The organism is Mesorhizobium sp. WSM4829, assembly GCF_055811475.1.
The window spans coordinates 13,240-35,830 of sequence record NZ_JBVVQJ010000044.1; the positions used below are offsets into that span (position 1 = coordinate 13,240).

At 61.9% G+C, this 22,591-nt stretch carries 26 protein-coding genes, 1 other RNA gene and 1 pseudogene; 10 read left to right on the plus strand and 18 right to left on the minus strand.

Going from position 1 to position 22,591, the window contains the following annotated elements:
• Window positions 1-73: 73 nt before the first annotated feature.
• The gene (locus AC0L17_RS29305; RefSeq protein WP_023800015.1) at window positions 74-397 is read right to left on the minus strand and encodes an ArsR/SmtB family transcription factor; all 324 of its coding nucleotides are present in this window, start codon (window positions 395-397) and stop codon (window positions 74-76) included.
• Window positions 398-448: 51 nt separating this feature from the next.
• Here AC0L17_RS29305 and AC0L17_RS29310 point away from each other — a divergent pair, with 51 nt between their 5' ends.
• The 3 genes from AC0L17_RS29310 to AC0L17_RS29320 are packed head-to-tail and all read left to right on the plus strand — an operon-like array spanning window position 449 to window position 1,808.
• Window positions 449-931 carry an SRPBCC domain-containing protein gene (locus tag AC0L17_RS29310; RefSeq protein ID WP_473518337.1) on the plus strand — a complete coding sequence of 161 codons (483 nt, stop codon included), beginning with the start codon at window positions 449-451 and terminating at the stop codon, window positions 929-931.
• Between the two features lie 16 nt (window positions 932-947).
• The gene (locus tag AC0L17_RS29315) at window positions 948-1,310 is read left to right on the plus strand and encodes a VOC family protein (protein ID WP_473518338.1); all 363 of its coding nucleotides are present in this window, start codon (window positions 948-950) and stop codon (window positions 1,308-1,310) included.
• A 27-nt stretch (window positions 1,311-1,337) separates the two neighbouring features.
• Window positions 1,338-1,808, plus strand: coding sequence for an SRPBCC family protein (locus AC0L17_RS29320; RefSeq protein WP_473518339.1), 471 nt, complete (start codon window positions 1,338-1,340; stop codon window positions 1,806-1,808).
• Window positions 1,809-1,813: 5 nt separating this feature from the next.
• Here AC0L17_RS29320 and AC0L17_RS29325 read toward each other — a convergent pair whose 3' ends face one another.
• The 6 genes from AC0L17_RS29325 to ssrS form a co-directional block, all read right to left on the minus strand.
• Complete coding sequence (locus AC0L17_RS29325; protein WP_192360018.1) at window positions 1,814-2,101, minus strand: BrnA antitoxin family protein; 288 nt, start codon at window positions 2,099-2,101, stop codon at window positions 1,814-1,816.
• The gene (locus tag AC0L17_RS29330; protein WP_292409941.1) at window positions 2,082-2,369 is read right to left on the minus strand and encodes a BrnT family toxin; all 288 of its coding nucleotides are present in this window, start codon (window positions 2,367-2,369) and stop codon (window positions 2,082-2,084) included. The genes AC0L17_RS29325 and AC0L17_RS29330 overlap by 20 nt, the downstream gene beginning before the upstream one ends.
• A 60-nt stretch (window positions 2,370-2,429) precedes the next feature.
• On the minus strand, window positions 2,430-3,197 hold the full coding sequence (locus tag AC0L17_RS29335) for a TerC family protein (protein ID WP_473492175.1): 768 nt from the start codon (window positions 3,195-3,197) through the stop codon (window positions 2,430-2,432).
• 72 nt (window positions 3,198-3,269) lie between these two features.
• A complete protein-coding gene (locus AC0L17_RS29340; protein ID WP_023800020.1) occupies window positions 3,270-4,094 on the minus strand; it encodes a TIGR00282 family metallophosphoesterase in 825 nt (274 codons plus the stop codon).
• 81 nt (window positions 4,095-4,175) lie between these two features.
• Entirely contained in the window at window positions 4,176-4,763 is a 588-nt protein-coding gene (locus AC0L17_RS29345) for a 5-formyltetrahydrofolate cyclo-ligase (RefSeq protein ID WP_023800021.1), read from the minus strand.
• A 94-nt stretch (window positions 4,764-4,857) separates the two neighbouring features.
• Window positions 4,858-5,013: non-coding RNA, 6S RNA (gene ssrS, locus AC0L17_RS29350), on the minus strand.
• Window positions 5,014-5,194: 181 nt separating this feature from the next.
• Between ssrS and AC0L17_RS29355 the strand changes: the two genes are divergently transcribed.
• From AC0L17_RS29355 to msrB, 6 genes are all read left to right on the plus strand, one after another.
• Window positions 5,195-6,034: an AAA family ATPase gene (locus AC0L17_RS29355; RefSeq protein ID WP_473518340.1), complete on the plus strand. Its 840-nt coding sequence runs from the start codon at window positions 5,195-5,197 to the stop codon at window positions 6,032-6,034.
• 144 nt (window positions 6,035-6,178) lie between these two features.
• Entirely contained in the window at window positions 6,179-6,625 is a 447-nt protein-coding gene (locus tag AC0L17_RS29360; RefSeq protein ID WP_473518341.1) for a GNAT family N-acetyltransferase, read from the plus strand.
• 101 nt (window positions 6,626-6,726) lie between these two features.
• Window positions 6,727-6,933 carry a type II toxin-antitoxin system HicB family antitoxin gene (locus tag AC0L17_RS29365; protein WP_473518342.1) on the plus strand — a complete coding sequence of 69 codons (207 nt, stop codon included), beginning with the start codon at window positions 6,727-6,729 and terminating at the stop codon, window positions 6,931-6,933.
• 3 nt (window positions 6,934-6,936) lie between these two features.
• The gene (locus AC0L17_RS29370) at window positions 6,937-8,127 is read left to right on the plus strand and encodes a vWA domain-containing protein (protein WP_473518343.1); all 1,191 of its coding nucleotides are present in this window, start codon (window positions 6,937-6,939) and stop codon (window positions 8,125-8,127) included.
• Window positions 8,128-8,949 (plus strand): MBL fold metallo-hydrolase, encoded by an 822-nt coding sequence (locus tag AC0L17_RS29375; protein WP_473518344.1) that lies wholly within the window; start codon window positions 8,128-8,130, stop codon window positions 8,947-8,949. It begins immediately after the preceding gene.
• A gap of 108 nt (window positions 8,950-9,057) precedes the next feature.
• Window positions 9,058-9,462, plus strand: a complete 405-nt coding sequence (gene msrB, locus AC0L17_RS29380; RefSeq protein ID WP_473513321.1) for a peptide-methionine (R)-S-oxide reductase MsrB — start codon at window positions 9,058-9,060, stop codon at window positions 9,460-9,462.
• A gap of 60 nt (window positions 9,463-9,522) precedes the next feature.
• Here the strand turns inward: msrB and AC0L17_RS29385 are convergent, their stop codons facing one another.
• On the minus strand, window positions 9,523-9,867 hold the full coding sequence (locus AC0L17_RS29385; protein WP_027152869.1) for a hypothetical protein: 345 nt from the start codon (window positions 9,865-9,867) through the stop codon (window positions 9,523-9,525).
• A 216-nt stretch (window positions 9,868-10,083) separates the two neighbouring features.
• Between AC0L17_RS29385 and AC0L17_RS29390 the strand changes: the two genes are divergently transcribed.
• Window positions 10,084-10,593: an arsenate reductase ArsC gene (locus AC0L17_RS29390; protein WP_473518345.1), complete on the plus strand. Its 510-nt coding sequence runs from the start codon at window positions 10,084-10,086 to the stop codon at window positions 10,591-10,593.
• A gap of 22 nt (window positions 10,594-10,615) precedes the next feature.
• Here the strand turns inward: AC0L17_RS29390 and AC0L17_RS29395 are convergent, their stop codons facing one another.
• The 10 genes and pseudogenes from AC0L17_RS29395 to AC0L17_RS29440 form a co-directional block, all read right to left on the minus strand.
• The gene (locus tag AC0L17_RS29395) at window positions 10,616-11,071 is read right to left on the minus strand and encodes a hypothetical protein (RefSeq protein WP_473518346.1); all 456 of its coding nucleotides are present in this window, start codon (window positions 11,069-11,071) and stop codon (window positions 10,616-10,618) included.
• Between the two features lie 48 nt (window positions 11,072-11,119).
• Window positions 11,120-11,380, minus strand: a complete 261-nt coding sequence (locus AC0L17_RS29400; RefSeq protein ID WP_023800031.1) for a DUF2312 domain-containing protein — start codon at window positions 11,378-11,380, stop codon at window positions 11,120-11,122.
• Window positions 11,381-11,540: 160 nt separating this feature from the next.
• The gene (pyc, locus tag AC0L17_RS29405; RefSeq protein ID WP_473518347.1) at window positions 11,541-14,999 is read right to left on the minus strand and encodes a pyruvate carboxylase; all 3,459 of its coding nucleotides are present in this window, start codon (window positions 14,997-14,999) and stop codon (window positions 11,541-11,543) included.
• Window positions 15,000-15,234: 235 nt separating this feature from the next.
• Window positions 15,235-16,353, minus strand: coding sequence for a branched-chain amino acid ABC transporter substrate-binding protein (locus AC0L17_RS29410; protein WP_287327129.1), 1,119 nt, complete (start codon window positions 16,351-16,353; stop codon window positions 15,235-15,237).
• Window positions 16,354-16,491: 138 nt separating this feature from the next.
• Window positions 16,492-16,839 (minus strand): DUF6867 family protein, encoded by a 348-nt coding sequence (locus AC0L17_RS29415; RefSeq protein ID WP_287327130.1) that lies wholly within the window; start codon window positions 16,837-16,839, stop codon window positions 16,492-16,494.
• Window positions 16,840-16,856: 17 nt separating this feature from the next.
• Complete coding sequence (locus AC0L17_RS29420) at window positions 16,857-17,585, minus strand: ABC transporter ATP-binding protein (RefSeq protein WP_027152864.1); 729 nt, start codon at window positions 17,583-17,585, stop codon at window positions 16,857-16,859.
• Window positions 17,585-18,739, minus strand: coding sequence for an ABC transporter ATP-binding protein (locus AC0L17_RS29425; RefSeq protein WP_473518348.1), 1,155 nt, complete (start codon window positions 18,737-18,739; stop codon window positions 17,585-17,587). Before AC0L17_RS29425 ends, AC0L17_RS29420 begins: the two co-directional genes overlap by 1 nt.
• Window positions 18,739-20,232, minus strand: a pseudogene (livM, locus tag AC0L17_RS29430) (high-affinity branched-chain amino acid ABC transporter permease LivM); the annotation flags it as partial. The pseudogene livM and the gene AC0L17_RS29425, both read right to left, overlap by 1 nt.
• 106 nt (window positions 20,233-20,338) lie before the next feature.
• Window positions 20,339-21,241, minus strand: coding sequence for a branched-chain amino acid ABC transporter permease (locus tag AC0L17_RS29435; protein ID WP_023800038.1), 903 nt, complete (start codon window positions 21,239-21,241; stop codon window positions 20,339-20,341).
• A 336-nt stretch (window positions 21,242-21,577) separates the two neighbouring features.
• Entirely contained in the window at window positions 21,578-22,579 is a 1,002-nt protein-coding gene (locus tag AC0L17_RS29440; RefSeq protein WP_473518349.1) for a 4-hydroxyproline epimerase, read from the minus strand.
• Window positions 22,580-22,591: the final 12 nt, after the last annotated feature.

A 22,591-nucleotide genomic window follows, 5' to 3' on the forward strand; every position in this document is an offset into this window, starting at 1 on the left:
TCGGCTCAATTCGTCCAGCCGCGCCGTAAGGATGGTGCGGCAAGGTAACCGCCAGCTGCTTTCCTGCGAACGCTCACTCCTCCAGATCGGATCTCAGCCGGTCGAGAATGCTGATCGCATGCGTGGCGTACTGGCTGATCCAGCGGTCGTGGATCTGCTTGATCGGCAGCGCATTGAGATGGTTCCAGCGCTCGCGCCCCTCGCGCCGCGCCACCACCAGGTCGGCTTCCTCCAGCACTTTCAGATGCAGCATGACGGTGCAGCGGTCCATGTCGGGAAAGGCATCGCACAGCATGCCGGTGGTCCGCGGCGCGTCCTTTAGCTCGTCGAGCAGCGCGCGCCGGCGCGGATGCGCCAGCGCCTTGAAAACATTGTCATCCTGCGCCTTGCTTGACATGTTATATTTTTATAACATAATATCGATCCGATCAAGGAAGGAGCTGTGGATATGTCTCTTGGATTCAGAGTTTCGGGCCGCATCGGCAAACCGGTTGCCGAAGTCTTCGATGCGGTCGTCAATCCGAACAAGCTCAGCAGCTATTTCACCACCATCGGCGGCGCCAGTGCCCCGTTGGTGGCCGGCGCCAGGGTCGTCTGGTGGGGCAAGGTCCCGGTCGAGGTCGACGAGGTGGAGAAAGACAACCGCATCGTGCTGCGCTGGGACGCCACCGACGCCGACGGCAAGCCGGCCTACAAGACGCGCATCGAGATGAATTTCGAGCCGCTGGACGATGGCGGCACCTTCGTCACCATCGCCGAGGCCGGCTGGCACGAGGACGCGGTCGGCCTGAAGAAGTCCTACCTCAATTGCGAGGGCTGGTCGCAGATGCTGGCCTGCATGAAGGCCTATGTCGAATACGGCATCAATTTGCGCGACGGCTATTATCGCAGCGAGATGAAGGGCGAGCCCGCCAATGAAGACAATATCTGAGAAGACGGAGGAAAGAATGGCTGCGAAGATCACCGGCGGCATCAACATCGCCATGAAAGTGCCGCCCCACCAACACCAGGCGACGATCGCCTTCTACCGCGATGTCGTCGGCCTAAAACCGTTCACGGCCAAGGCGCCGGCTGTTGGATTCGAACTTGGTCCCAATCGCCTGTGGATCGACGAAGCGCCGATGCTGAGCCAGGCCGAGATCTGGCTGGAACTGTTCACCGATGATTTTCCGGCCGCCGCCGATCATCTCGCCAAGGCCGGTGTTGTGCGCTGCGACGCCATCGAGGCGCTCGGCGAAGGTTTTCGTGGCGGCTGGATCACCAATCCGGCCAACATCATTCACCTGGTGCGCGAACCCAACGCCTGGTGACTGAGACCGGTTCGGAAGGAGGACGAAATGGACATCCGTGAGACACCGACCGCCGAAGCCGGCATGCTGATCCGGCGGCCGGTCGCAGAAGTGTTCGAAGCCATCGTCGATCCAGCGATCACGACGAAATTCTGGTTCACCCACGGCAGCGGCAGGTTGGACAGCGGCAAGGAAGTTCGCTGGGAGTGGCGGATGTATGGCGTTTCGACGCCGGTCACGGTCAGCGAGTTCGTCACGAACGAAAAGATCGTCATGCAATGGAGCGATCCGCCGACCACGGTGGTCTGGACTTTTACCGAGATGCCCGGCGGCGCGACCTTTGTCGAGGTTCGCAATTTCGGTTTTGCCGGCAGCCCCGATGAGCAGGTCAAGCAGGCGATCGGCTCGACCGAGGGCTTCGCGCTGGTGCTCGCCGGCGCCAAGGCCTGGTTGGAGCAAGGCTTGACGCTTGGCCTGATCAGCGACCGTCATCCGAAGGGCGTGCCGACCCTTAGCTGAAGCGCTCAGGACCGCCGCTTTTCCTGCTCCGTCACATGACGACGGAGCACGCGGTTGATCTCGGTTTGATAACCGCCACCCTCGACGTGCTCCTTGAACCAGGACAGCACATCAGCGTCGAGCCGAATGGTCACCGGTTGCTTGAGCGGCCGATAAAGATGCCCGCGGCGAGCGTGAACCCAGTTCTCGGTCGGGGCTTCCGGAATGTCGGAAGTATCGATTTCGTCGTCAGGCAAATCAGCCAGCTTGGCAAGCTGGTCGCGCTGATCCTGGCTAAGCTCCTTCCTGCTCATAGCGCCTCCTTTCATGCGGCGTCGCTTTTCGGGCGCCGATAATCCGAACCCGTTCTTCATCTTCGAGATCAGGGTATGTGTGCACAACGAGCAAAACCACCAGCATCTCGATCATCCCAATCGCATGCCATCGTTGCTCCCCATCTTCGAACCGGTCAGGCACGATGAGATGAAGCGGATCGTCGAAGACGCCTTTTGCGAGATCGAATGCGACACCGTGCTTGGCAAGATTGCGCCTGGCCTTTTCAGCATCCCACTCGAACTGCAAGGCCGCACCATCATTTACAATATTGTACGTACAATTCCGTAAGAGTCAAGCGTCGATGACTCAGTGCCCCGCGCCGGCCTTTGCTTTTCTTCGACGTCGCGCCAGCATGTTGAGGCCCTCGACAAGAGCGGAAAAGCCCATGGCGGCGTAGATGTAGCCCTTCGGCACATGGAAGCCCATGCCGTCGGCGATCAGCGTCATGCCGATCATCAGCAGGAAGCTCAGCGCCAGCATGACGATGCTGGGATTCTTAGCGATGAAGTTGGCGAGCGGCCCGGCCGCCAGCATCATCACGCTGACTGCCACGATCACGGCGATGTACATGATGGCGATCTCGTCGGTCATGCCGACCGCGGTGATGATCGAATCGATCGAAAAGACGAGGTCGAGCAGCAGGATCTGGAAGACGGCGCCGCCCAGCGAAAGCTGCAGCGTTTCGCCGATCATCGTGTCCTGATGGTCCTCGAGATCGACCGTGTGGTGGATTTCCTTGGTCGCTTTCCAGACGAGGAACAGGCCGCCGGCGATCAGGATCAGATCGCGCCAGGAGAAACCATGGCCGAAAGCGGTGAACACCGGCGCCGTCAACTGGACGATGATCGAGATGGTGGCAAGCAGCACCAGCCGCATGATCAGCGCCGCCGAAATACCGATTCGCCGGGCGCGGGCCCTCTGCGCCTCCGGCAATTTGTTGGTCAGGATCGAGATGAAGATCAGATTGTCGATGCCGAGCACCACCTCCAGCACGATCAGCGTCAGCAACGCGACCCATGCAGTCGGATCGGAGACAAAGGCGAAATGTGGCGCCAGGAATTCGATGAGCTGCATGGAGGTCGTCCCCTCTTACGATCTGAAGCAGGCGTGGCCGGCAATTAGGTACTACAATCGCTTACATCAATGTCATGACCAGAACGAGGGCGCGGTTTCTTCGAGCCGCGGCCCGCGGCGAAACGGCGCAATCCGCTCGGTCAGGCCGCTGCGATCCGAAATGTCGACGCCGACGCCGCACAATGTCGCCGGGCCGCTCGCCGCCTCGAAGCGCCCTTTCGGCACCTTCGACAGAAACCGGTTGAGCGGCTCCTCCTTGTCCATGCCGAGCGAAGAATCATAGTCGCCGCACATGCCGGCGTCTGAGATATAGCCGGTGCCGCCGTTGAGGATATGGTGGTCGCCGGTCGGCTGATGCGTGTGGGTGCCGACAACCAGGCTGGCGCGGCCGTCGACGAAGTGCGCAAAGCACATTTTTTCAGAGGTCGCCTCGGCATGGAAATCGATGACCACCGCATCGGCCTGTTCGCCAAGCGGGCAGGCGGCAAGCTCGCGCTCGCCGGCCTGAAATGGATCGTCGAGTTCAGGATGCATGAACACCCGGCCCATGATGTTGGCGACCAGAACGCGCGCGCCGTTCCTGGCGATGTAGACGCCCGAGCCCCGCCCCGGCGTGCCCTTGGGGAAATTGGACGGACGCAGGAAGCGTTCCTCGCGCGGCGCGAAAGCCAGCGCATCGCGCTGGTCCCAGACATGATTGCCGGTGGTGACGACGTCGGCGCCCGCCGAGATCGTCTCGCGAAAGATCTCTTCGGTAATGCCGAAGCCGCCGGCGGCGTTCTCGCCATTGACGATGACGAAGTCGAGTTTGAAATCCGAGATCAGGCCGGGCAGTTGTTCCCACACCGCCGTGCGTCCCGTCTTGCCGACCATATCGCCGAGGAAGAGAAGTCTCATCTAAACATGATCCCGAACCGAAGGTCAGCGAAGCAAAAAGCTGCATGACTTCCGGAAAAGACCATGCGTCCAGGAACTTATCTACAATTTCGGCGCGAACCGGCGCAACCCGCTCTCGGTGAGTATTTCGGGAATGGTCACGTCATGCGGCTCGTCCGGCACCAGCGCCACCTGCTGGCAGTCGAAAGCAATGCCGATCAGCCGCGGCGGCTGCCCCTTGTCGACCAGCCGCGCGATGGCACGGTCGTAATAGCCGGCGCCATAGCCAATGCGGTGGCCGCGCGCGTCGAAAGCCGCGAGCGGCACCAGCATCACCTGGGGATCGAGCACCTCGGCCTCCTCATGCGGCCCGACGGTGCCGAACCCCATGTCGATCATCGGCGCGCCGCGCACCAGTTCGCGAAAGACGATGGTGGTCTTGTCGAGAATCGCCGGCAGGCAAAGCCGTGCACCTTTTTCGCGCAAGGCGAACATCAACGGCCGGACGTCGACTTCCGAGCGCATCGGCCAGAAGCCGGAGACGATCTGGCCCGGCTCCATCGCAATGCTGTCCCGCGCCGTCTCGGCCATTTCGAGCGCTGCCTCCACCCGCCAGAACGGATCGAGCGCGTCGCGGCGCCCGAGTGCTTCGCGTCGCAACTGTCTTTTCAGGTCTTTCGAGGATGTCATGCGCCGACGATAGAAAAGGTCAGATTTGGATGGAGTTTTAGGAGCGACGTTTTCCACCGCATGATCCACCGAAGCGTGGATCCTTTGCGTCAAGTGACGATCCACACAACCGGTGGAGAGAGCGATCCCGGGAACCTACAAAGTAGGTGGGCGCCGTATGAGAAAACCCACGGGTCTTCCCAGGGACAGCTCCCTAGGGATCATTAAGGCCCCGGGGAAAATGTTCTCCTGCCGGGAAGCGCAGACCGTCACGCCCAATATAGGCCGATGGCAGGCCAAGCGCCAGAGAGACGGCCATGTTCGGCGGCTTTATTCGTCGCAAGGTCCTGCCTGGGAGCTGCGCGGCACATGGGTTCACCGCGCCCTCGCCGCTGCGCCTTGCATGGGCTGGGCTGTCTCCTTACGGTTGCCATGAAAACCGAGGAGCAAAAATGCGTTTCGAAGGCACGGCGGCCTATGTCGCCGACAAGGATCTGATGGTGGCGGTCAATGCGGCGATCGCGCTGGAGCGGCCATTGCTGGTCAAGGGCGAGCCCGGCACCGGCAAGACCGAACTGGCCAGGCAAGTGGCGGCCGCGCTCGGCCTCGAGCTGATCGAATGGCATGTCAAGTCGACGACAAGGGCGCAGCAGGGCCTCTACGAGTATGACGCCGTGTCGCGGCTGCGCGACAGCCAACTCGGCGACGAGCGCTTCAACGACATCAGCAATTATATCAAGCGTGGCAAGCTGTGGGATGCCTTCGCGACGACCAAGAAGGTCGTGCTTCTGATCGATGAGATCGACAAGGCTGACATCGAGTTCCCCAACGATTTGCTGCAGGAACTCGATCGAATGGAGTTCTTCGTCTACGAGACCGGCGAGACGATCCGCGCCGCTGTGCGCCCGATCGTCATCATCACCTCCAACAACGAGAAGGAACTACCGGACGCTTTCCTGCGCCGCTGCTTCTTCCACTATATCCGCTTTCCCGACGTCGAGACGCTGCATCGGATCGTCGACGTGCACTATCCCGGCATCAAGCAGAACCTGGTGCGCGCCGCACTCACCCAGTTCTACGAAATCCGCGACGTGCGGGGCCTGAAGAAGAAGCCGTCGACCTCCGAGGCACTGGACTGGATCCGCCTGCTCGTGACCGACGATATCGCGCCCGAGGATTTGCGCGGCGACCCGAAAAACGCACTGCCCAAGCTGCACGGCGCGCTGTTGAAGAACGAACAGGACGTGCATCTGTTCGAGCGACTGGCCTTTATGGCGAGAAGGCAGGGGTGAGGAGCGGTCGGCCAAAGGCCGACGAACGCCCGAAGCCATAGCGCAGGGCCGGGCATGCGGCGGACAGCGCTTTCCCGTTGCTGGACCGTTGCCGCCGGCCGGGCACCGGGGCAGCCTTGGCCCGAAGCTTCGGAAGGAAATGAAATGACCGAGATCACCGTCCGCCCACTCGCACAATCCGACCATGCCGACTGGCAGCGTCTGTGGACTGCTTACCTCGGCTTCTACGAAACCAAGCTGCCGGAAGACGTCTACGCCGTCACCTGGAAGCGCCTGTTCACGGCGGGTGAGTTCGAACCAAAAGGGTTCATCGCCACGTTCGGCGGCAAGGCGGTCGGCCTGACGCACTATCTCTACCATCGCTCCTGCTGGTCCGAAAAAAACAACTGCTATCTGCAGGACCTGTTCGCCGACCCGGATGTGCGCGGCAAAGGCGTCGGCGCCGCCCTGATCGAGGCGGTCAAGCAGGAAGCCGGCAAGATCGGCGTCAAGAACGTCTACTGGATGACGCACGAGACCAACACCACCGCGCGCAAGCTCTACGACCACGTGGCGCGCAGGACCGGCTTCATCGAATATGATCTGATGTGATGAACGATCGATCACCCGGCTTGCCAGATGGATTTGAGGAGGAATGATGATGCACTATGTCGGAATTCTGGATAGCACCGATGACGTCTGGGGGGGTGCGGATGCCCGATCTTCCCGGCTGCCACGGCGGCGGCGCGAGCCCCGAGGAAGCAATTGCCGACGCGACGTCCGCCACCCGCGAATGGATCGAAGCACGTATTGCAAAGCACTTACCCATACCCAACCCAAGGACGGTAGCCGATTTGCTGCGATCCGGCGAAATCGACAGGCCCGGGCGTGAATCCGTCATGATCGTGAGGCACAGATAGCAATTGTTCATCCCTTTCTTCCTCGAACTGAAGGCTGCGCGGGTTCCGGTCTCGCTCCGGGAATATCTGTCGCTGCTGGAAGGGCTGGAGGCGGGGCTGGTCGACTATGACGTCGAGGGTTTTTACTATCTCGCCCGCTCGGCATTGGTGAAGGACGAGCGCCACATCGATCGTTTCGACCAGGTCTTTTCGCACGTCTTTAGGGGTGTCGAAGCGCTGGCTGGCGAAAACCCGGTCGACGTCGAAAACATCCCGGAGGAATGGCTGCGGCGGCTTGCCGAAAAGCACCTGACCGATGAGGAGAAAAAGCTGGTCGAGGCGCTGGGCGGTTTCGAAAAGCTGATGGAAACGCTGAAAAAGCGGCTGGAGGAGCAGAAGGGCCGCCATCAGGGCGGGTCGAAATGGATCGGCACCGGCGGCACCTCACCCTTCGGCGCCTATGGCTACAATCCCGAGGGCGTTCGCCTCGGCCAGCATGAGAGCCGCAACCGCCGTGCGGTGAAAGTCTGGGACAAGCGTGAATTCAGGAATTTCGACGATGCCGTCGAGCTCGGCACCCGCAACATCAAGATCGCGCTGAAGCGATTGCGCCGCTGGGTGCGCGAAGGCGCCGAGGAGGAGTTCGACCTGCCCGGCACCATCCACGCCACGGCCGAGCACGGCTATCTCGACGTGCAGACACGGCCCGAGCGGCGCAACGCCGTGAAGCTGCTGATGTTCTTCGATGTCGGCGGCTCGATGGACGATCACATCAGAAGCGTCGAGGAGCTGTTTTCGGCCGCCCGCGCCGAATTCCGCCAGCTCGAATATTTTTACTTCCACAACTGCCTCTACGAAGGTGTGTGGAAGGACAATCGCCGCCGCCATTCGGAGGTGATTCCGACCTTCGATCTCCTCCACAAATACGGTCCGGACTACAAGGTGATCGTCGTCGGCGATGCCTCGATGAGCCCCTATGAGATCGCGCATCCCGGCGGCTCGGTCGAGCACTGGAATCCGGAGGCCGGCGTCGTCTGGCTCAGCCGTCTGCTGCAGCAATGGCCGAACGCGGTATGGCTCAACCCCGAAAGCGAAAAGCACTGGGGTTTTACCCATTCGATCGCCATGATCCGCGACATCTTCGGCGGCCGCATGTTTCCGCTGACGCTGGCCGGGCTCGAGGCCGCGACGAAGCAGCTTTCAAGGAAGCACTGAATGGATTCACGCAAAACAGGACGGCCGACCTGTTTCCTCTGCCTGCAATGTGGCGTCCAGTTCGCGGCGGCAGCCGCGCCGCCGGACCATTGCCCGATCTGCGAGGACGAGCGGCAATATGCGCGCTGGGAGGGCCAGGCCTGGATCACGCCGCAAGAGCTCGCCGCCGGGCATCGGATCGTGATGAAGGACGACGCCGGCGTGCTCGCCTTCGGCATCGAGCCGCGCTTCGCCATCGGTCAGCGGGCGCTGCTGGCACAGACGCCGCACGGCAATGTGCTGTGGGACTGCATCTCGATGGTCAGCGACGAGGCGGTGGCCGAAATCAACCGACGAGGCGGCCTGGCCGCGATCGCCATTTCGCACTGCCATTATTATTCGGCGATGGTCGAGTGGAGCGAGGCGTTTGGCGGCGTGCCAATCTATCTGCATGCCGATGACCGCAAGTGGATCATGCGGCCGCATTCGGCTGTTGTCAGTTGGCAGGGTGAGACGCGCGCCCTGAACCCGTCGCTGACACTTATCCGTTGCGGCGGTCACTTTGCCGGTGGCCAGGTGCTGCACTGGAAGCGCGACGGCGGCAACGCCATCCTGGCCGGCGACATCTTGCAGGTGACGCCAACCCGCCGCCATGTCAGCTTCATGTACAGCTACCCGAACTACATCCCGCTCAATGCGCCGAAGGTGCTCCGCATCGCGTCGGCACTGGAGCCTTTCGCGTTCGACCATATCTATGGCGCATGGTGGAATCAGAACGTCATCGGCGATGCAAAGACGGCATTTGCAAGATCTGTTGCGCGCTATCTGGCAGCGATCGCCTGAGGAATTCTTCGCGGCAGGATTGGAAATACGGGCAAACGCCGTAACAAATGCCTATTTTAGGCGAACTTGGGAAAGCAGCCCAATAGCAGCATGAGCTAAGAGGCAAAAATGGATGGTCACACCTACCCTGTTACCCGCACCGATGCCGAATGGCGCGCCCGGCTGACGCCGGAGCAATATGCGGTGATGCGCAACCACGGCACCGAGCGGCCGGGCAGTTGCGCCCTGCTCCACGAGAAGCGCGCCGGCACATTTTCCTGCGCCGGCTGCGACCAGCCCTTGTTCGAATCCAAGCTGAAGTTCGAGAGCGGTACCGGCTGGCCAAGTTTCAACGATCCGGTGCCCGGTTCGGTCGAGACGACCGTCGACCGCAGCTACGGCATGGTTCGCACCGAATGCCACTGCGCCCGCTGCGGCAGCCATCTCGGCCACGTCTTCGAGGACGGCCCGCCGCCGACCGGCCTGCGCTATTGCATCAACGGGGTCGCGCTGAAATTCGAGCCGGCTGCCTGACTGGAATCCAGACGTTGTCAAACAACGGCTTCCGCCGGCCTTTGCCGGCAGCACTGTCCGTCAGATCACAACCACCAGGATCAGCCACAGCACAGCCCCCAGCGTCATCAGCGAAGCCTTGACGCCGCCGGTTTTCTCGGCGGTCCGCCACACCGCAAAAGTCAGGAAGAAATTGTACGGCACCGGTGCGAAATGCACCGCCAGAACGAGAGCGAGCGGCAGCTTCAGCCCGAGCAGGATCAGCGCCAGCACCGACACGGCGATGTTGATCGCCGTGCCGACAAGGACAAGATCGCGCCAGAACAGCCGGTCTAGCGGCGCCGTGCCTTGCCAGCGCGAGCGGAAGAAACCCGCCGCACGGCCTGCCTTGCCGTCTTCGCCTTCGAAAGTCTCTGGCGCACTCATCGATGCGGCTTTCCCTCATTCGACAGCCGCAGAGATTTCCAAAGCAGCAAGCCTGTCAACGCAAATCGATCATCGCCACGCAAGCGAATGATTTGACAAATTGTCATCAAACGGTCGTGAAACCTTTCTACGTCGCCCTTGTCGGCGTTTCGGCAAAGACACCTTGCCGGACTCTGCCGCCCCATCATCCAGTCGCCTGCCAAGGGAGGTCTTGAGATGAGCGATAATGTCTACAACGTGCTGTTTCTTTGCAACGCCAATTCGGCGCGATCGATCATGGCGGAAGCCATTCTCAGCCGGATCGGTGGCGGCAGGTTCAAGGCGTTTTCCGCCGGTTCGCAACCGAAGGGCGAGGTCAATCCCTACGCACTGCAGCTGCTCGAAAGCCTCGGCTACGATACGAGCTTCGCCCGTTCGAAAGGCTGGGACGAGTTTGCCGAGCCCGACGCGCCGGAAATGAATTTCATCTTCACGCTTTGCGACAGCACCGCGAATGAACCCTGTCCGATCTGGCCGGGTCATCCGATGACCGCGCTCTGGTCGATACCGGACCCAGCCAAGGCAGACGGCACCGAAGCCGAACTGCATCTTGCCTTTGCCGATGCCTATCGCATGCTCAACAACCGCATCTCGCTGTTCACCAATCTGCGGATGGATGCGCTCGACCATCTGGCGCTGCAACAGCATCTCGATCGGATTGGCCGCGACACGGCGAAGCCGAACTAACTCAAGCCACTGCGACGCGAATTCACGAACCGGCTTCGCCACCCTCGCCCAGCACCTCGGCAACGGCGCGCTCGAAACGCGATGCTTCCGTCACCAGCCAGTCGGCCATGGCCGGCCAATTGTCCTCGGCAAAACAGTTCACGCGCCACAGCGAATTGATGCCAAGGCCCTCGCAACTCTGTTCCGGCCTGAGCTTCAACCTGTTTTCGATCGCCGGCTGGAACGGCTTCAACCGCGACCAGGCTTGCGTGGCACCGAACTTCTCGTTGCGGCCGAAGAAAACGCCGACATGGTTCTGCGCCGGCGCGACATACATGGAAAGGACCAAGGCGAAGTCGGGCAGCCCGCGCTGCCAGAACCAGGGTCCCCGCCGCGCCATCAGAGGCCTTTCTTCCGGATGCCGTTCCGCGAACAGCATCCAGAAGCCGCGTTGGCGGAACTCAGAGGCGCGGCGGCCGCCAAAGTCGAATTCGCTCATGGTTCGACCCGTTGCGGGCGCAACCGGCGCCCAGGGCTGTTACCAGCCTTACACCATGCCGAGTGCGGCTTTGTAGAGATCGAGGATGGTTTCCTCCTCTTGCCGCTCAGCCTGATCCTTCTTGCGCAGCCGGATGATCGACCGCATCGCCTTGGTGTCGAAGCCGGTGCCCTTGGCCTCGGCGAACACTTCCTTGATGTCGTCGGCGATCGTCTTCTTCTCTTCCTCGAGCCGCTCGATGCGCTCGATGAAGGCTCGCAGCTGGCCGGCGGCAACAGTCTGGCTGGTCTCGGTGATGTCGTCGGCCATTTTTTCTCCGCGTCGTTTTCCATGCCGCGACTCACGAACCGTCGCGGCGAATTTGCAGCGGTTCGATGCCCGACCGGAGCCGACCGGTCAAGCTGTTATCGATGCGGCATGAAGGGCTGCCGCCAGACACAGACTACTCTGCCCGGGCAACATTTCTGTCTCATCCGAAGGCGATCAGCAGATCCTTGGCGTCGATCTGATCGCCGGCCTTGACCAGCACTTCGGCTATCGTGCCGTCGCGCTCGGCATGCAATGCCGTCTCCATCTTCATCGCCTCGATGGACAAAAGCACGTCGCCGGCCTTGACCGCTTGGCCGGCGGCAACGGCGAGCGCCGAGACGACGCCCGGCATCGGTGCGCCGACATGCGCCTCGTTGCCGGGCTCGGCCTTGCGCCGCGCCTTGGCGGCGGAAGCGCCGTGCGCCCGATCCGGCACTTTGACCCGGCGCGGCTGGCCGTTGAGCTCGAAGAACACGGTGACCATGCCCTTCTCGTCGACATCGCCGATGGCCAGGCAGCGCACCACCAGCGTCTTGCCCTTCTCGATGTCGACAAAGATCTCGTCCTCCGGCTTCATGCCGTAGAAATAGGTCGGCGTCGGCAGCACGCTCACCGGCCCATAGGTTTCCTGCGCTGCGGTAAAGTCGGAGAAGACCTTCGGGTACATCAGCCACGAGGCGAATTCGAATTCGCTGAGCTTGCGCTCGAGCTTGTCTTCGATCTCCTTGCGGCTGGCCTTGAGATTGGCTGCTTTCAGCAGCGAACCGGGCCGCACGGTGATCGGTTTGTCGCCTTTCAGCACCTTCTTCTGCAGTGCCTCCGGCCAGCCGCCCGGCGACTGGCCGAGGTCGCCGCGCAGCATCGACAAGACCGAGTCGGGGAAGGCGATATCCCTGGCCGGATTTTCGACATCGGCAACCGTCAGGTCCTGGCTCACCATCATCAGCGCCATGTCGCCGACGACCTTGGACGACGGCGTCACCTTTACGATGTCACCGAACATCAGATTGACGTCGTGATAGGTCTGCGCCACTTCGTGCCAGCGCGTCTCCAGCCCGAGCGAGCGCGCCTGCTCCTTGAGGTTGGTGAACTGCCCACCCGGCATTTCGTGCAGGTAGACTTCCGAGGCCGGCCCCTTCAGGTCGCTTTCGAAGGCAGCATACTGGTTGCGCACCGCCTCCCAGTAGAACGAGATGTTCCTGATCCATTGCGGGTCGAGGCCCGGATCCCGCTCGGTGCCCTTCAGCGCCTCGACGACCGAGCCCAGGCAAGGCTGCGAGGTGTTGCCGGACAGGGCATCCATCGCCGCGTCGATGGCGTCGACACCGCTGTCCACCGCCGCCAGCACCGTCGCCGCCGACAGGCCTGACGTGTCGTGCGTGTGAAAGTGGATCGGCAGGTCGGTCGCCTCGCGCAGCGCCTTGAACAGTGCGCGGGCGGCATTCGGCTTCAAGAGCCCGGCCATGTCCTTGACCGCGACGATATGGGCGCCGGCCGCCTGCAACTCCCTGGCCAGCGCGACGTAGTATTTGAGGTCGTACTTGGCTCGGGCCGGGTCGAGTATGTCGCCGGTGTAGCAGATCGCTGCTTCGATCAGCTTGCCTTCGGCGCCGACCGCGTCCATGGCGACGCGCATGTTGTCGACCCAGTTCAAACAGTCGAAGACGCGGAACAGGTCGACGCCGCCGCTTGCTGCCTGTTTGACGAAATGCTGGACGACATTGTCGGGATAATTGGTGTAGCCGACGCCGTTGGCGCCGCGCAAAAGCATCTGCAGCAACAGATTGGGCGCTGCCTCGCGCACCAGCGACAGCCGCTCCCACGGGTCCTCGGTGAGAAAGCGCATGGCGACGTCGAAGGTCGCCCCGCCCCAGCATTCGAGCGACAAAAGCTGCGGCAGCGCGCGTGCATAGGTGCCGGCAATGCCGGCGATGTCATAGGTGCGCACGCGCGTCGCCAGCAGGGATTGGTGTCCGTCGCGCATCGTCGTGTCGGTGACCAGCACTTCTTTGCATGCGCGCATCCAGGCCGCGAATTTCTCCGGCCCAAGCGCGTCGAGCTTCTGCTTGCTGCCATCGGGCACGTTGCCGTTGAGGTAGGGCACCATGGGTGCCGCCGCATCGGCCTTAGGCTGCGGCCGGCCACGGGTTTCAGGATGGCCGTTGACGCTGACATCGGCCAGGTAGTTGAGCAGCTTGGTCGCGCGATCCTGCCGCTTCACGCTCGCGAACAGTTCCGGTGTCGTATCGATGAACTTGGTCGTATAGGAATTTTCGGCGAAACTTGGGTGATTGATGATCGCCTCGAGGAAGGTGAGGTTGGTCGCCACCCCGCGAATACGGAACTCGCGCAGCGCCCGGTTCATGCGGGCGATGGTCTCGGCCGGCGTCGGCGCCCAGGCCGTCACCTTCTCCAGCAGCGGATCGTAAAAGCGGGTGATGACCGCGCCGGAATAGGCGGTGCCGCCATCGAGGCGGATGCCGAAACCGGTGGCGCCGCGATAGGCGGTGATGCGGCCATAGTCGGGGATGAAATTATGCTCGGGATCTTCCGTGGTGATGCGGCACTGCAGCGCGTGGCCGTTGAGCCTGATATCCTTCTGCGCCGGCACGCCCGATTCCCCCGTGCCGATGGCAAAGCCATCGAGGATATGAATCTGCGCCTTGACAATGTCGATGCCGGTCACCTGCTCGGTGACGGTGTGCTCGACCTGGATGCGCGGATTGACTTCGATGAAGTAGAATCTGCCGGTGTCGGCATCCTGCAGGAACTCGACCGTGCCGGCGCCGACATAGCTCGTCTCGCGCGCGATCTTCAGCGCGTAGCCGCAAAGCTCTTCGCGCTGCGACATTTCGAGATACGGCGCCGGCGCGCGCTCGACCACCTTCTGGTTGCGGCGCTGGATCGAGCAATCGCGCTCGAACAGGTGCACGGCATTGCCGTGTGTGTCGCCCAGCACCTGGACCTCGACATGGCGGGCGCGCTCGATCAGCTTTTCGAGATAGACCTCGTCCTTGCCGAAAGCGGCTTTCGCTTCGCGCTTGCCCTCCGTCACCTCGCGGGCGAGATCGACTTCCGAGCGGATGGCGCGCATGCCGCGGCCGCCGCCGCCCCACGACGCCTTCAGCATCACCGGATAGCCGATCGTCCTGGCGAGCGCCTTCACCGTCCCGATGTCGTCCGGCAAGGGATCGGTGGCGGGGATTACCGGCACGCCGACCTCGATCGCCAGGTTGCGTGCGGCGACCTTGTTGCCGAGCCTGCGCATCGTATCCGGCTTGGGTCCGATGAAAATAATGCCGGCCTTGGCGCAGGCTTCGGCGAATTCAGGGCTTTCCGACAACAGCCCATAGCCCGGATGGATGGCATCGGCGCCCGAAAGCCTGGCGACGCGGATCACTTCCTCTATCGACAGATAGCTTTCGATCGGCCCCATATCCCTGTTCAGATGCGGCCCGCGCCCGACCTGATAGCTTTCATCCGCCTTGAAGCGGTGCAGCGAGTATTTGTCCTCCTCGGCCCAGATCGCCACGGTTTTGAGGCCGAGTTCGTTGGCCGCGCGGAAGACGCGGATGGCGATTTCGGACCGGTTGGCGACAAGGATCTTCGTGATTGCCAAGGACAAGGCTCCGGACGCTGACGGAAGGGGAACTGCGCCATGATTAACGCGAAAATGCTGCAGCGCAAACAAAATCGGGCGACGGCCATTAAACCGATTTAAATCCCGCTCATTGGGTAGAGCGCCGCGCGTTCCCTCGAATGCGCAAAGGTGCCCCGAGGAAAGGTAAAACGGCACACATAAAAATGCCCGGCGCGAGGCGCCGGGCATTCCGAAATTGTCGTCGTCGGCAGGCTTACATCTTCTGGACGTAGGTGTATTTGCCGTCGTCGCCCTTCTTCCATTCGTACATGACGTAACCAGGCAGTGTCGGATCGCCCTTCTCGTCGTAGGAAAGATCGCCCAGCACGGTCTTGAACGGGCCATTGGCCTTGAGAGCCTTGGCAACTTCCATCGGATCGTTCGACTTGGCGGCTGTGGCTGCTCCCACGATCGCCTGCATGGCGGCGTAGGAATAAAGCGTGTAGGCCTCCGGCTCGAAGCCCTGCGCACGGAACTTCTCGACCAGTTCCTTGTTCGCCGGGATCAGACGCGGATCCGGGCCGAACGTGTTCAGCGTGCCCTCAACCGCGTCACCGGCGATTGAGGCCAGTTCGTTCGACACGATGCCGTCGCCGGAAACCAGCGTGGCTTCGAGGCCCTGGTCAGCCACCTGGCGGATGATCAGTCCGGCTTCGGTGTGCAGACCACCCCAATAGATGATGGAAACGCCGGCTTGTTTCATCTTGGCGATCAACGCCGAGAAGTCCTTGTCGCCGATATTGACGCCTTCATACATGACTTCCGTCACGCCGGCAGCGTTCATCGCCTTCTTGGTCTCGTCGGCAAGGCCCTGACCATAGGTCGTCTTGTCGTGGACGACCGCGATCTTGGCATCCTTGAAGTTCTCCGCGAGATAGGCGCCGGCGATGCTGCCCTGCTGGTCGTCGCGTCCGCAGGTACGGAACGTGTTCCACAGGCCGCGCTCGGTGAACTGCGGGTTGGTCGCGGCCGGCGTGATCTCGAGGATACCGTTCTCCGCGTAGACTTCCGATGCCGGGATCGAAACGCCCGAGTTGAAGTGGCCGACCACGAACTTGACGCCGTCGCCGACGAACTTGTTGGCGACCGAAATGCCCTGCTTCGGATCGGAGACGTCGTCGCCGACCGTGAGCTTGACCTGCTCGCCGTTGATGCCGCCGGCCGCATTGATGTCGGCGACAGCCTGTTCGGCGCCCTTCTGCAACTGCGCGCCGAAGGCGGCATTCGGGCCGGTGATCGGACCGGCAACGCCGATCAGGACGTCAGCCCACGCGCTTCCGCTGAACGCGACGAGCGCGGTCAGGGCGACGGCGGACAAAAGTGATTTTCTCATGTAAAACGCTCCCATTTACAGGTGGGCGTGGATGATGCTTTCATGCGATGCCCACCTTTACTCGCAGAAAGCGTACTTTGCCGATTTTCAGGCACTTGTCACGCCGATTCATCCGCGAAAAGGCGTTAATGATGAACGTCAACCTTTTGGTTTCCAACTCAAAAGCGATGCTCTTTCGTAGAGCCAGCTATACTGTGTCACCATCTGGTTGGTGCGCGTGTATTGATAGCCGATGAAGCCCAATATCATCAGGACGATGGTGTCGACGATGTAGTAGTGCAGCGAAAACATCGTGCCGCCGAACAGCGCGTGATGGATGAACCTTACGGCGATGCCGAGGCCGAGCATATAGGCGAACAGCTGGAGAAAACTGCGCCATGTCTGGGCGCAGGCCTTGCCCGTCATCCATGCCGCCCAGCCGCCAAGCAGGCAGGTGACGAAGAAGAACTGCCAGACCGAGGGTTCCTCGTAGAGAATGCCCTGCATGATGAAGACTCCTGAACTCAGTGATGGCCGCCTTCGAGATAGGCGGCGCGCACGTCCGGATCGGCGAGCAGCTCCTTGCCGGTGCCGCTCATCGTCACGTTGCCGTTGACCATGACATAGCCGCGCGTGGCGAGCTTCAGCGCGCCGAAGGCGTTCTGCTCGACCAGGAACACGGTCAGCCCCTGCGTGCGGTTCAACTCGCGGATGGCGTCGAAGATCTGCTTGACGATCAGCGGCGCCAGGCCCAGCGACGGCTCGTCGAGCAAGAGCAGTTTCGGCCGCGCCATCAGCGCACGTCCGATCGAAAGCATCTGCTGCTCGCCGCCCGACAGCGTGCCGCCGCGCTGGGCAATGCGTTCCTTCAGGCGTGGAAACAGCGTGAACACCTTCTCGACGTCCTCGTCGTAGTGCTTGAGGTCGTCGAGGCTGGCGCCCATCTGCAGGTTTTCCATCACCGTCATGCGCGGGAAGATGCGCCGGCCCTCCGGCGACTGGGCGATGCGCATGCGCGCGATCTCATGGGTCGGCAACTGGGTGATGTCGGTGCCGGCGAAGGTGATGGTGCCCGCCCGCGCCCGTGGTGCACCAAAAATGGTCATCATCAGCGTCGACTTGCCGGCGCCATTGGCGCCGATCAGCGCCACGATCTCGCCCTGCTTGACGGTGACATCGACGCCGTTCAGCGCCCTGATGTTGCCGTAATAGGTCTGGACGCCCTTGATGTCGAGCAGCGTTGTGCCGGCCATCATTCATCCCCTCCGCCCCGGTTGGAGTCGCCCGGTGTCTTTGGCTTTGCCGGAGCCTTGGCGGCCGGCTTTGTCGCGGAAGGTTTCTCCGTCGGTTTGGCTTCGGCCGGCGATGCGGGCCTTGCCGCCGCGCCCGACCTTGCATCGACCTGCCCGGCTTTCGACGCGCCCTTCGACACCGTGACGCGTTCGCCCTCACTGTGTCCGACCGTTTCGGTCACCGGTCCGGCGAAATACGAGGACGACGAGCCCGGACCGTGCGTCGAATCCGGGCCGGTGTCGAGTTGCTCGATGACGTCTTCGTCGCCGACCTCGATCAGCACCGTCTCGACGTCCTCGTCTTCGACCCCAAGATAGGCGGCGATGACACGCGGGTCGGTGCGCACCGCATGCGGACTGCCGTCCGAGATCTTGCGCCCGTATTCGAGCACCACGACATGGTCGGAAATCTGCATGACCACCGCCATGTCGTGCTCGATCAGCAGGATCGAGGTGCCGGTGTTGTCCTTGATGTCCATAAGGAGCGCGTTGAGCGCCATTGATTCCTTCGGATTGAGCCCTGCCGCCGGTTCGTCGAGGCAGAGCAGTTCCGGACCCGTGCACATGGCCCGCGCGATCTCCAGGCGCCGCTGCGCGCCGTAGGGCAAGTCGCCGGCCGGATCGTCGGCTCGATCGACGAGGTCGGCCTTTTCCAGCCAGTGCTTGGCGAGATCGATCGACTCGGCCGACGCCGTCCGGTAGCCGCTGAAGCCAAACAGGCCGAGGACAGTGTAGCCGGACGCCTTCATCAGTTTGTTGTGCTGCGCCACCAGCAGGTTCTCCAGCAGCGTCATGCCGGAAAACAGGCGGATGTTCTGGAAGGTGCGCGCCACCTTGGCTCGCGCCGGAATCTCATGGTTCGGCAGCCGTTCGAGCAGATAGCTCGAGCCGTCGCGCCGGTTGAGCGTGAGCATGCCCTCAGACGGCTTGTAGAAGCCGGTGATGCAGTTGAACACGGTTGTCTTGCCGGCGCCGTTCGGCCCGATCAGCGCGGTGATCTCGCCGCGCCTGGCCTGGAAGGACAGGTCGCCGATGGCGACCAGACCGCCGAACTTCATCGACAGATGTTCGACCTGCAGGATGGCATCGTTCACGGATGGGTTCGCATCGCTCATCAGCCGTGGCCCTCCTTGGTGAAGGAGCCGGATACAGCCCTGCTCTCCTTGAGAAAGGCTGTCGGTTCACGACTGCCGACGAAGCCGCGCGGCTTCCACAGCATGACGATGACCATGGCCATGCCGAACAGCAGCATGCGGTAGAGTTCCGGCGTGAAGTCGGGACCGAAGACCTGCTTCAGGAAATCGAGTTCGCGCAGCACCTCGGTGCCACCGATCATCACCATGGCGGCGACGGCGATGCCGACCAGCGAACCCATGCCGCCGAGCACGACGATGGCGAGGATGATGGCCGATTCCAGGAAGATGAAGGATTCGGGGCTGACGAAACCTTGCCGCGCGGCGAAGAACGAGCCGGCGAAGCCGCCGAACATGGCGCCGGTGGCAAAGGCGGTGAGCTTGGTGGTGGTGGTGTTGATGCCGAGCGAGCGGCAGGCGATCTCGTCCTCGCGCAGCGCTTCCCAGGCGCGGCCGACGGGCATGCGCCTAAGCCTTATGGTGACGAAGGCGGTGAGCAGGCAGAGGCCGAGAATCAGGTAGTAGAGGAAGATCTTGTAATAGGCGCTCGACGTGGCGATGTCCAAGACCTTGGCGATATAGTTCGGATCCGAGACGTTGAACGACATCAGTCCGAAAAACGTGACCTTGGGAATGCCGGAGATACCGGCCGAGCCGTTGGTAACCTCACGCCAATTGATCAGCACGAGACGAATGATCTCGCCGAAGGCCAGCGTCACGATCGCCAGGTAGTCGCCGCGCAGGCGCAGCACCGGAAAGCCGAGCAGCACCCCCCAGAAGGCGGCCATGGCGCCGGCGGCAGGCAGCAGGATCCAGAACGACAGGCCGTATTGCGTGCCGAGCAGCGCATAGGCATAGGCGCCGACGGCATAGAAGGCGACATAACCAAGGTCGAGCAGGCCGGCGAGGCCAACGACAATGTTCAGCCCCCAGGCCAGCATGACATAGATCAGGATCTGAATGCCGTAATTGTCGACCCATTTCAGAGAACCCTGGAACCCGGCGGCCACCGATCCTCCATACACAGCAAGCACCAGCACAACGATGATTGGGTAGAGCGCCAGTGCGGTTATGCCCAATGCCGAGAAATGGGCATGGATGAAGGTTCGGAAATAAAACATCACCGAGGCGAGGGCGTAGATGGTCGCCAGCGCTCTCAGGAACCGTGCATAACCGGCCAGACCGGGGCCCAGCAATCCGTCAAGGGAGCCGGCAAGGAAAACCAGCACGGCCACTATGACGATGGCAGCGATGAAATACGGCAAGCGGAAGAACCGCGCCGCCATGCTCTGCGGCAGCAGGCCGGTGGCGACGTCGACGATCTTCTGATTTGCCAGGAAAGGCTGTCCGTAGGCGACATAGAGAAAACGGCCGGCCATGGTCAGCACGACCACGACTGCAAGAAGCCACCAGCGCTGTACAAGGATCAGCTCGTTGGAGATGTTCTGGTCGGTCCTCAGGCCGATGAACAGCACGAACAGGCCGAGCGCGATGGCGCCGGCATAAAGCGCTTCGCGGGTAGCGCGCTGCATGGGAGTGGCGACGATGTCGCGCTCCGGAGACGTGGTGACCGCCATGAACTCAGACCTTTTCGACTTCTGGCCGGCCGAGAATGCCGGAAGGCAGGAAGATCAGCACGATCGCCAGGATGGAGAAGGCCGCGACGTCCTTGTAGTCGATCGAGAAATACGCCGACCACATGCTTTCGATGAAGCCGATCATAAGCCCGCCGAGCACGGCGCCGGGCAACGAGCCGATGCCGCCGAGCACGGCCGCGGTGAACGCCTTCACGCCGGGCGTGAAACCGTCGGAGAAGGCGATGACGCCATAATACATCAGGAACAGCGTGCCGGCGACGGCGGCAAGGGCCGCACCCATGACGAAGGTGATCGAGATGGTGCGGTCGACGTCGATGCCGAGCAACGCCGCCATCTTGCGATCCTGCTCGCAAGCCCTTTGGGCTCGACCCAGCGAGGTCTTGTTGACCAGGTACCAGAACAGCGCCAGCAGCAGCGCGGTGACGATGACGATGACGATTTGCTTCAGCGACACGCTGACGCCCTCGATATTATAGACCTTGGACACCATCGGCGGGATCGGCTTGTTGCGCGGCCCCTGCGTCACCTGGACGAAGTTCGACAGCGCGATCGACATGCCGATCGCGGTGATCAGCGGCGCCAGCCGGAACGACCCGCGCAACGGCCGATAGGCTACCTTTTCGATCGTCCAGTTGTACAGGCTGGTCAACAGCATCGCGACGATCATCATGACCAGCAGCGCGATCACCACCGGCACCGAATAGAACATCGCGCCGAGGATGAGGAAAACGATGAGGGCGGCGAAGGCGCCGACCATGAAGATGTCGCCATGGGCGAAATTGATCATGCCGATGATGCCGTAGACCATCGTGTAGCCGATCGCGATCAGTCCATAGATCGATCCCAGCGTCAGCCCATTGATAAGCTGCTGGACAAAATACTGCATGCTGTCGTGGCTCCCCTGGAATGTCGCCCATGCAGACGCATTCCTTTTCGTATTTCCCCTAGTCGTAAAGTTTCGAGCCCGGATTGCAACGTCATTCTTTAATCGGCATGCGTGATTTTGAAGCACGCAATCGGATTGCCCGTTCTTCCCTTCCCGGCCTCTGGACTATCTCCGACCCTATCATTGGCCTAACGCAATGTCTTTGGCGATTCGTCGTCAAAATGCACGCTGCTTCGAAGGAATCGCCGTAAAAATAAGTTGATGAGCGGGATCGTTGCGCTGTCTGGGCAATCGATCCTTGCATTCTGTTCGATTCCCTGCGTCAGGATTCTCTCTCTATTTGACGACGAATCCGTGCGCGAACGGATCGCGATCGTCGATGAAGATCGTGTTCAATCCGGTCATGCGCGCCCAGCCGCCGATCGAGGGGATGATCGCCGGCTTGCCCGCCACCGTGACTTCCTTCTCGACCCTGCCCTTGAACAGCGAGCCGATGATCGATTCGTGGACGAATTCGTCGCCGGTCCCAAGTTTGCCCTTGGCGTGAAGCTGCGCCATCCGCGCTGAGGTGCCGGTGCCGCAAGGCGAGCGGTCGATCGCCTTGTCGCCGTAGAAGACGGCGTTGCGCGCATCAGCCTGGCTGTCGGTCGGCGCGCCCGTCCACAGTATGTGCGACAGCCGGTCGATGCCGGGATTCTCGGGATGCACGAAGGCGTATTTTTCGTTGAGCCGCTGCCGCACCACCGGGCTCCAGGCGATGAGGTCGCCGGCAGAGTGGTCGGCCATGTCGCGAAAGGTCTTCTGCGGCTCGACGATGGCGTAGAAATTGCCGCCATAGGCGACATCGACGCTGATCTCGCCGAGTTGCGGACATTCGACAGTCAGACCCTCCGCATGGAGGAAGGACGGCACGTTGGTGATGCGCACCTCCTCGACATATTCGCCGACCTGCCTGTACTCGGCGGTGACCAGGCCGGCCGGCGTGTCCAGCCTGAGCAAGCCCGGTGTCTTCGGCTTGACCAGCCCGTGCTCGATGGCCATCGTCACCGTGCCGATGGTGCCGTGACCGCACATTGGCAGGCAGCCCGAGGTTTCGATGAACAGGATGGCGATATCGCAATCGGGCCGCGTCGGCGGATAGAGGATCGAGCCGGACATCAAATCATGGCCGCGCGGCTCGAACATCAGCCCTGTTCGGATCCAGTCATATTCGGCCAGGAAATGCGCGCGCCGCTCCATCATCGTCGCGCCGTCGAGCAGCGGTCCGCCGCCGGCGACCAGCCGCACCGGATTGCCGCAAGTGTGACCGTCGATGCAAAAGAAGGAGTGGCGCGCCATTTCTAGATCCCG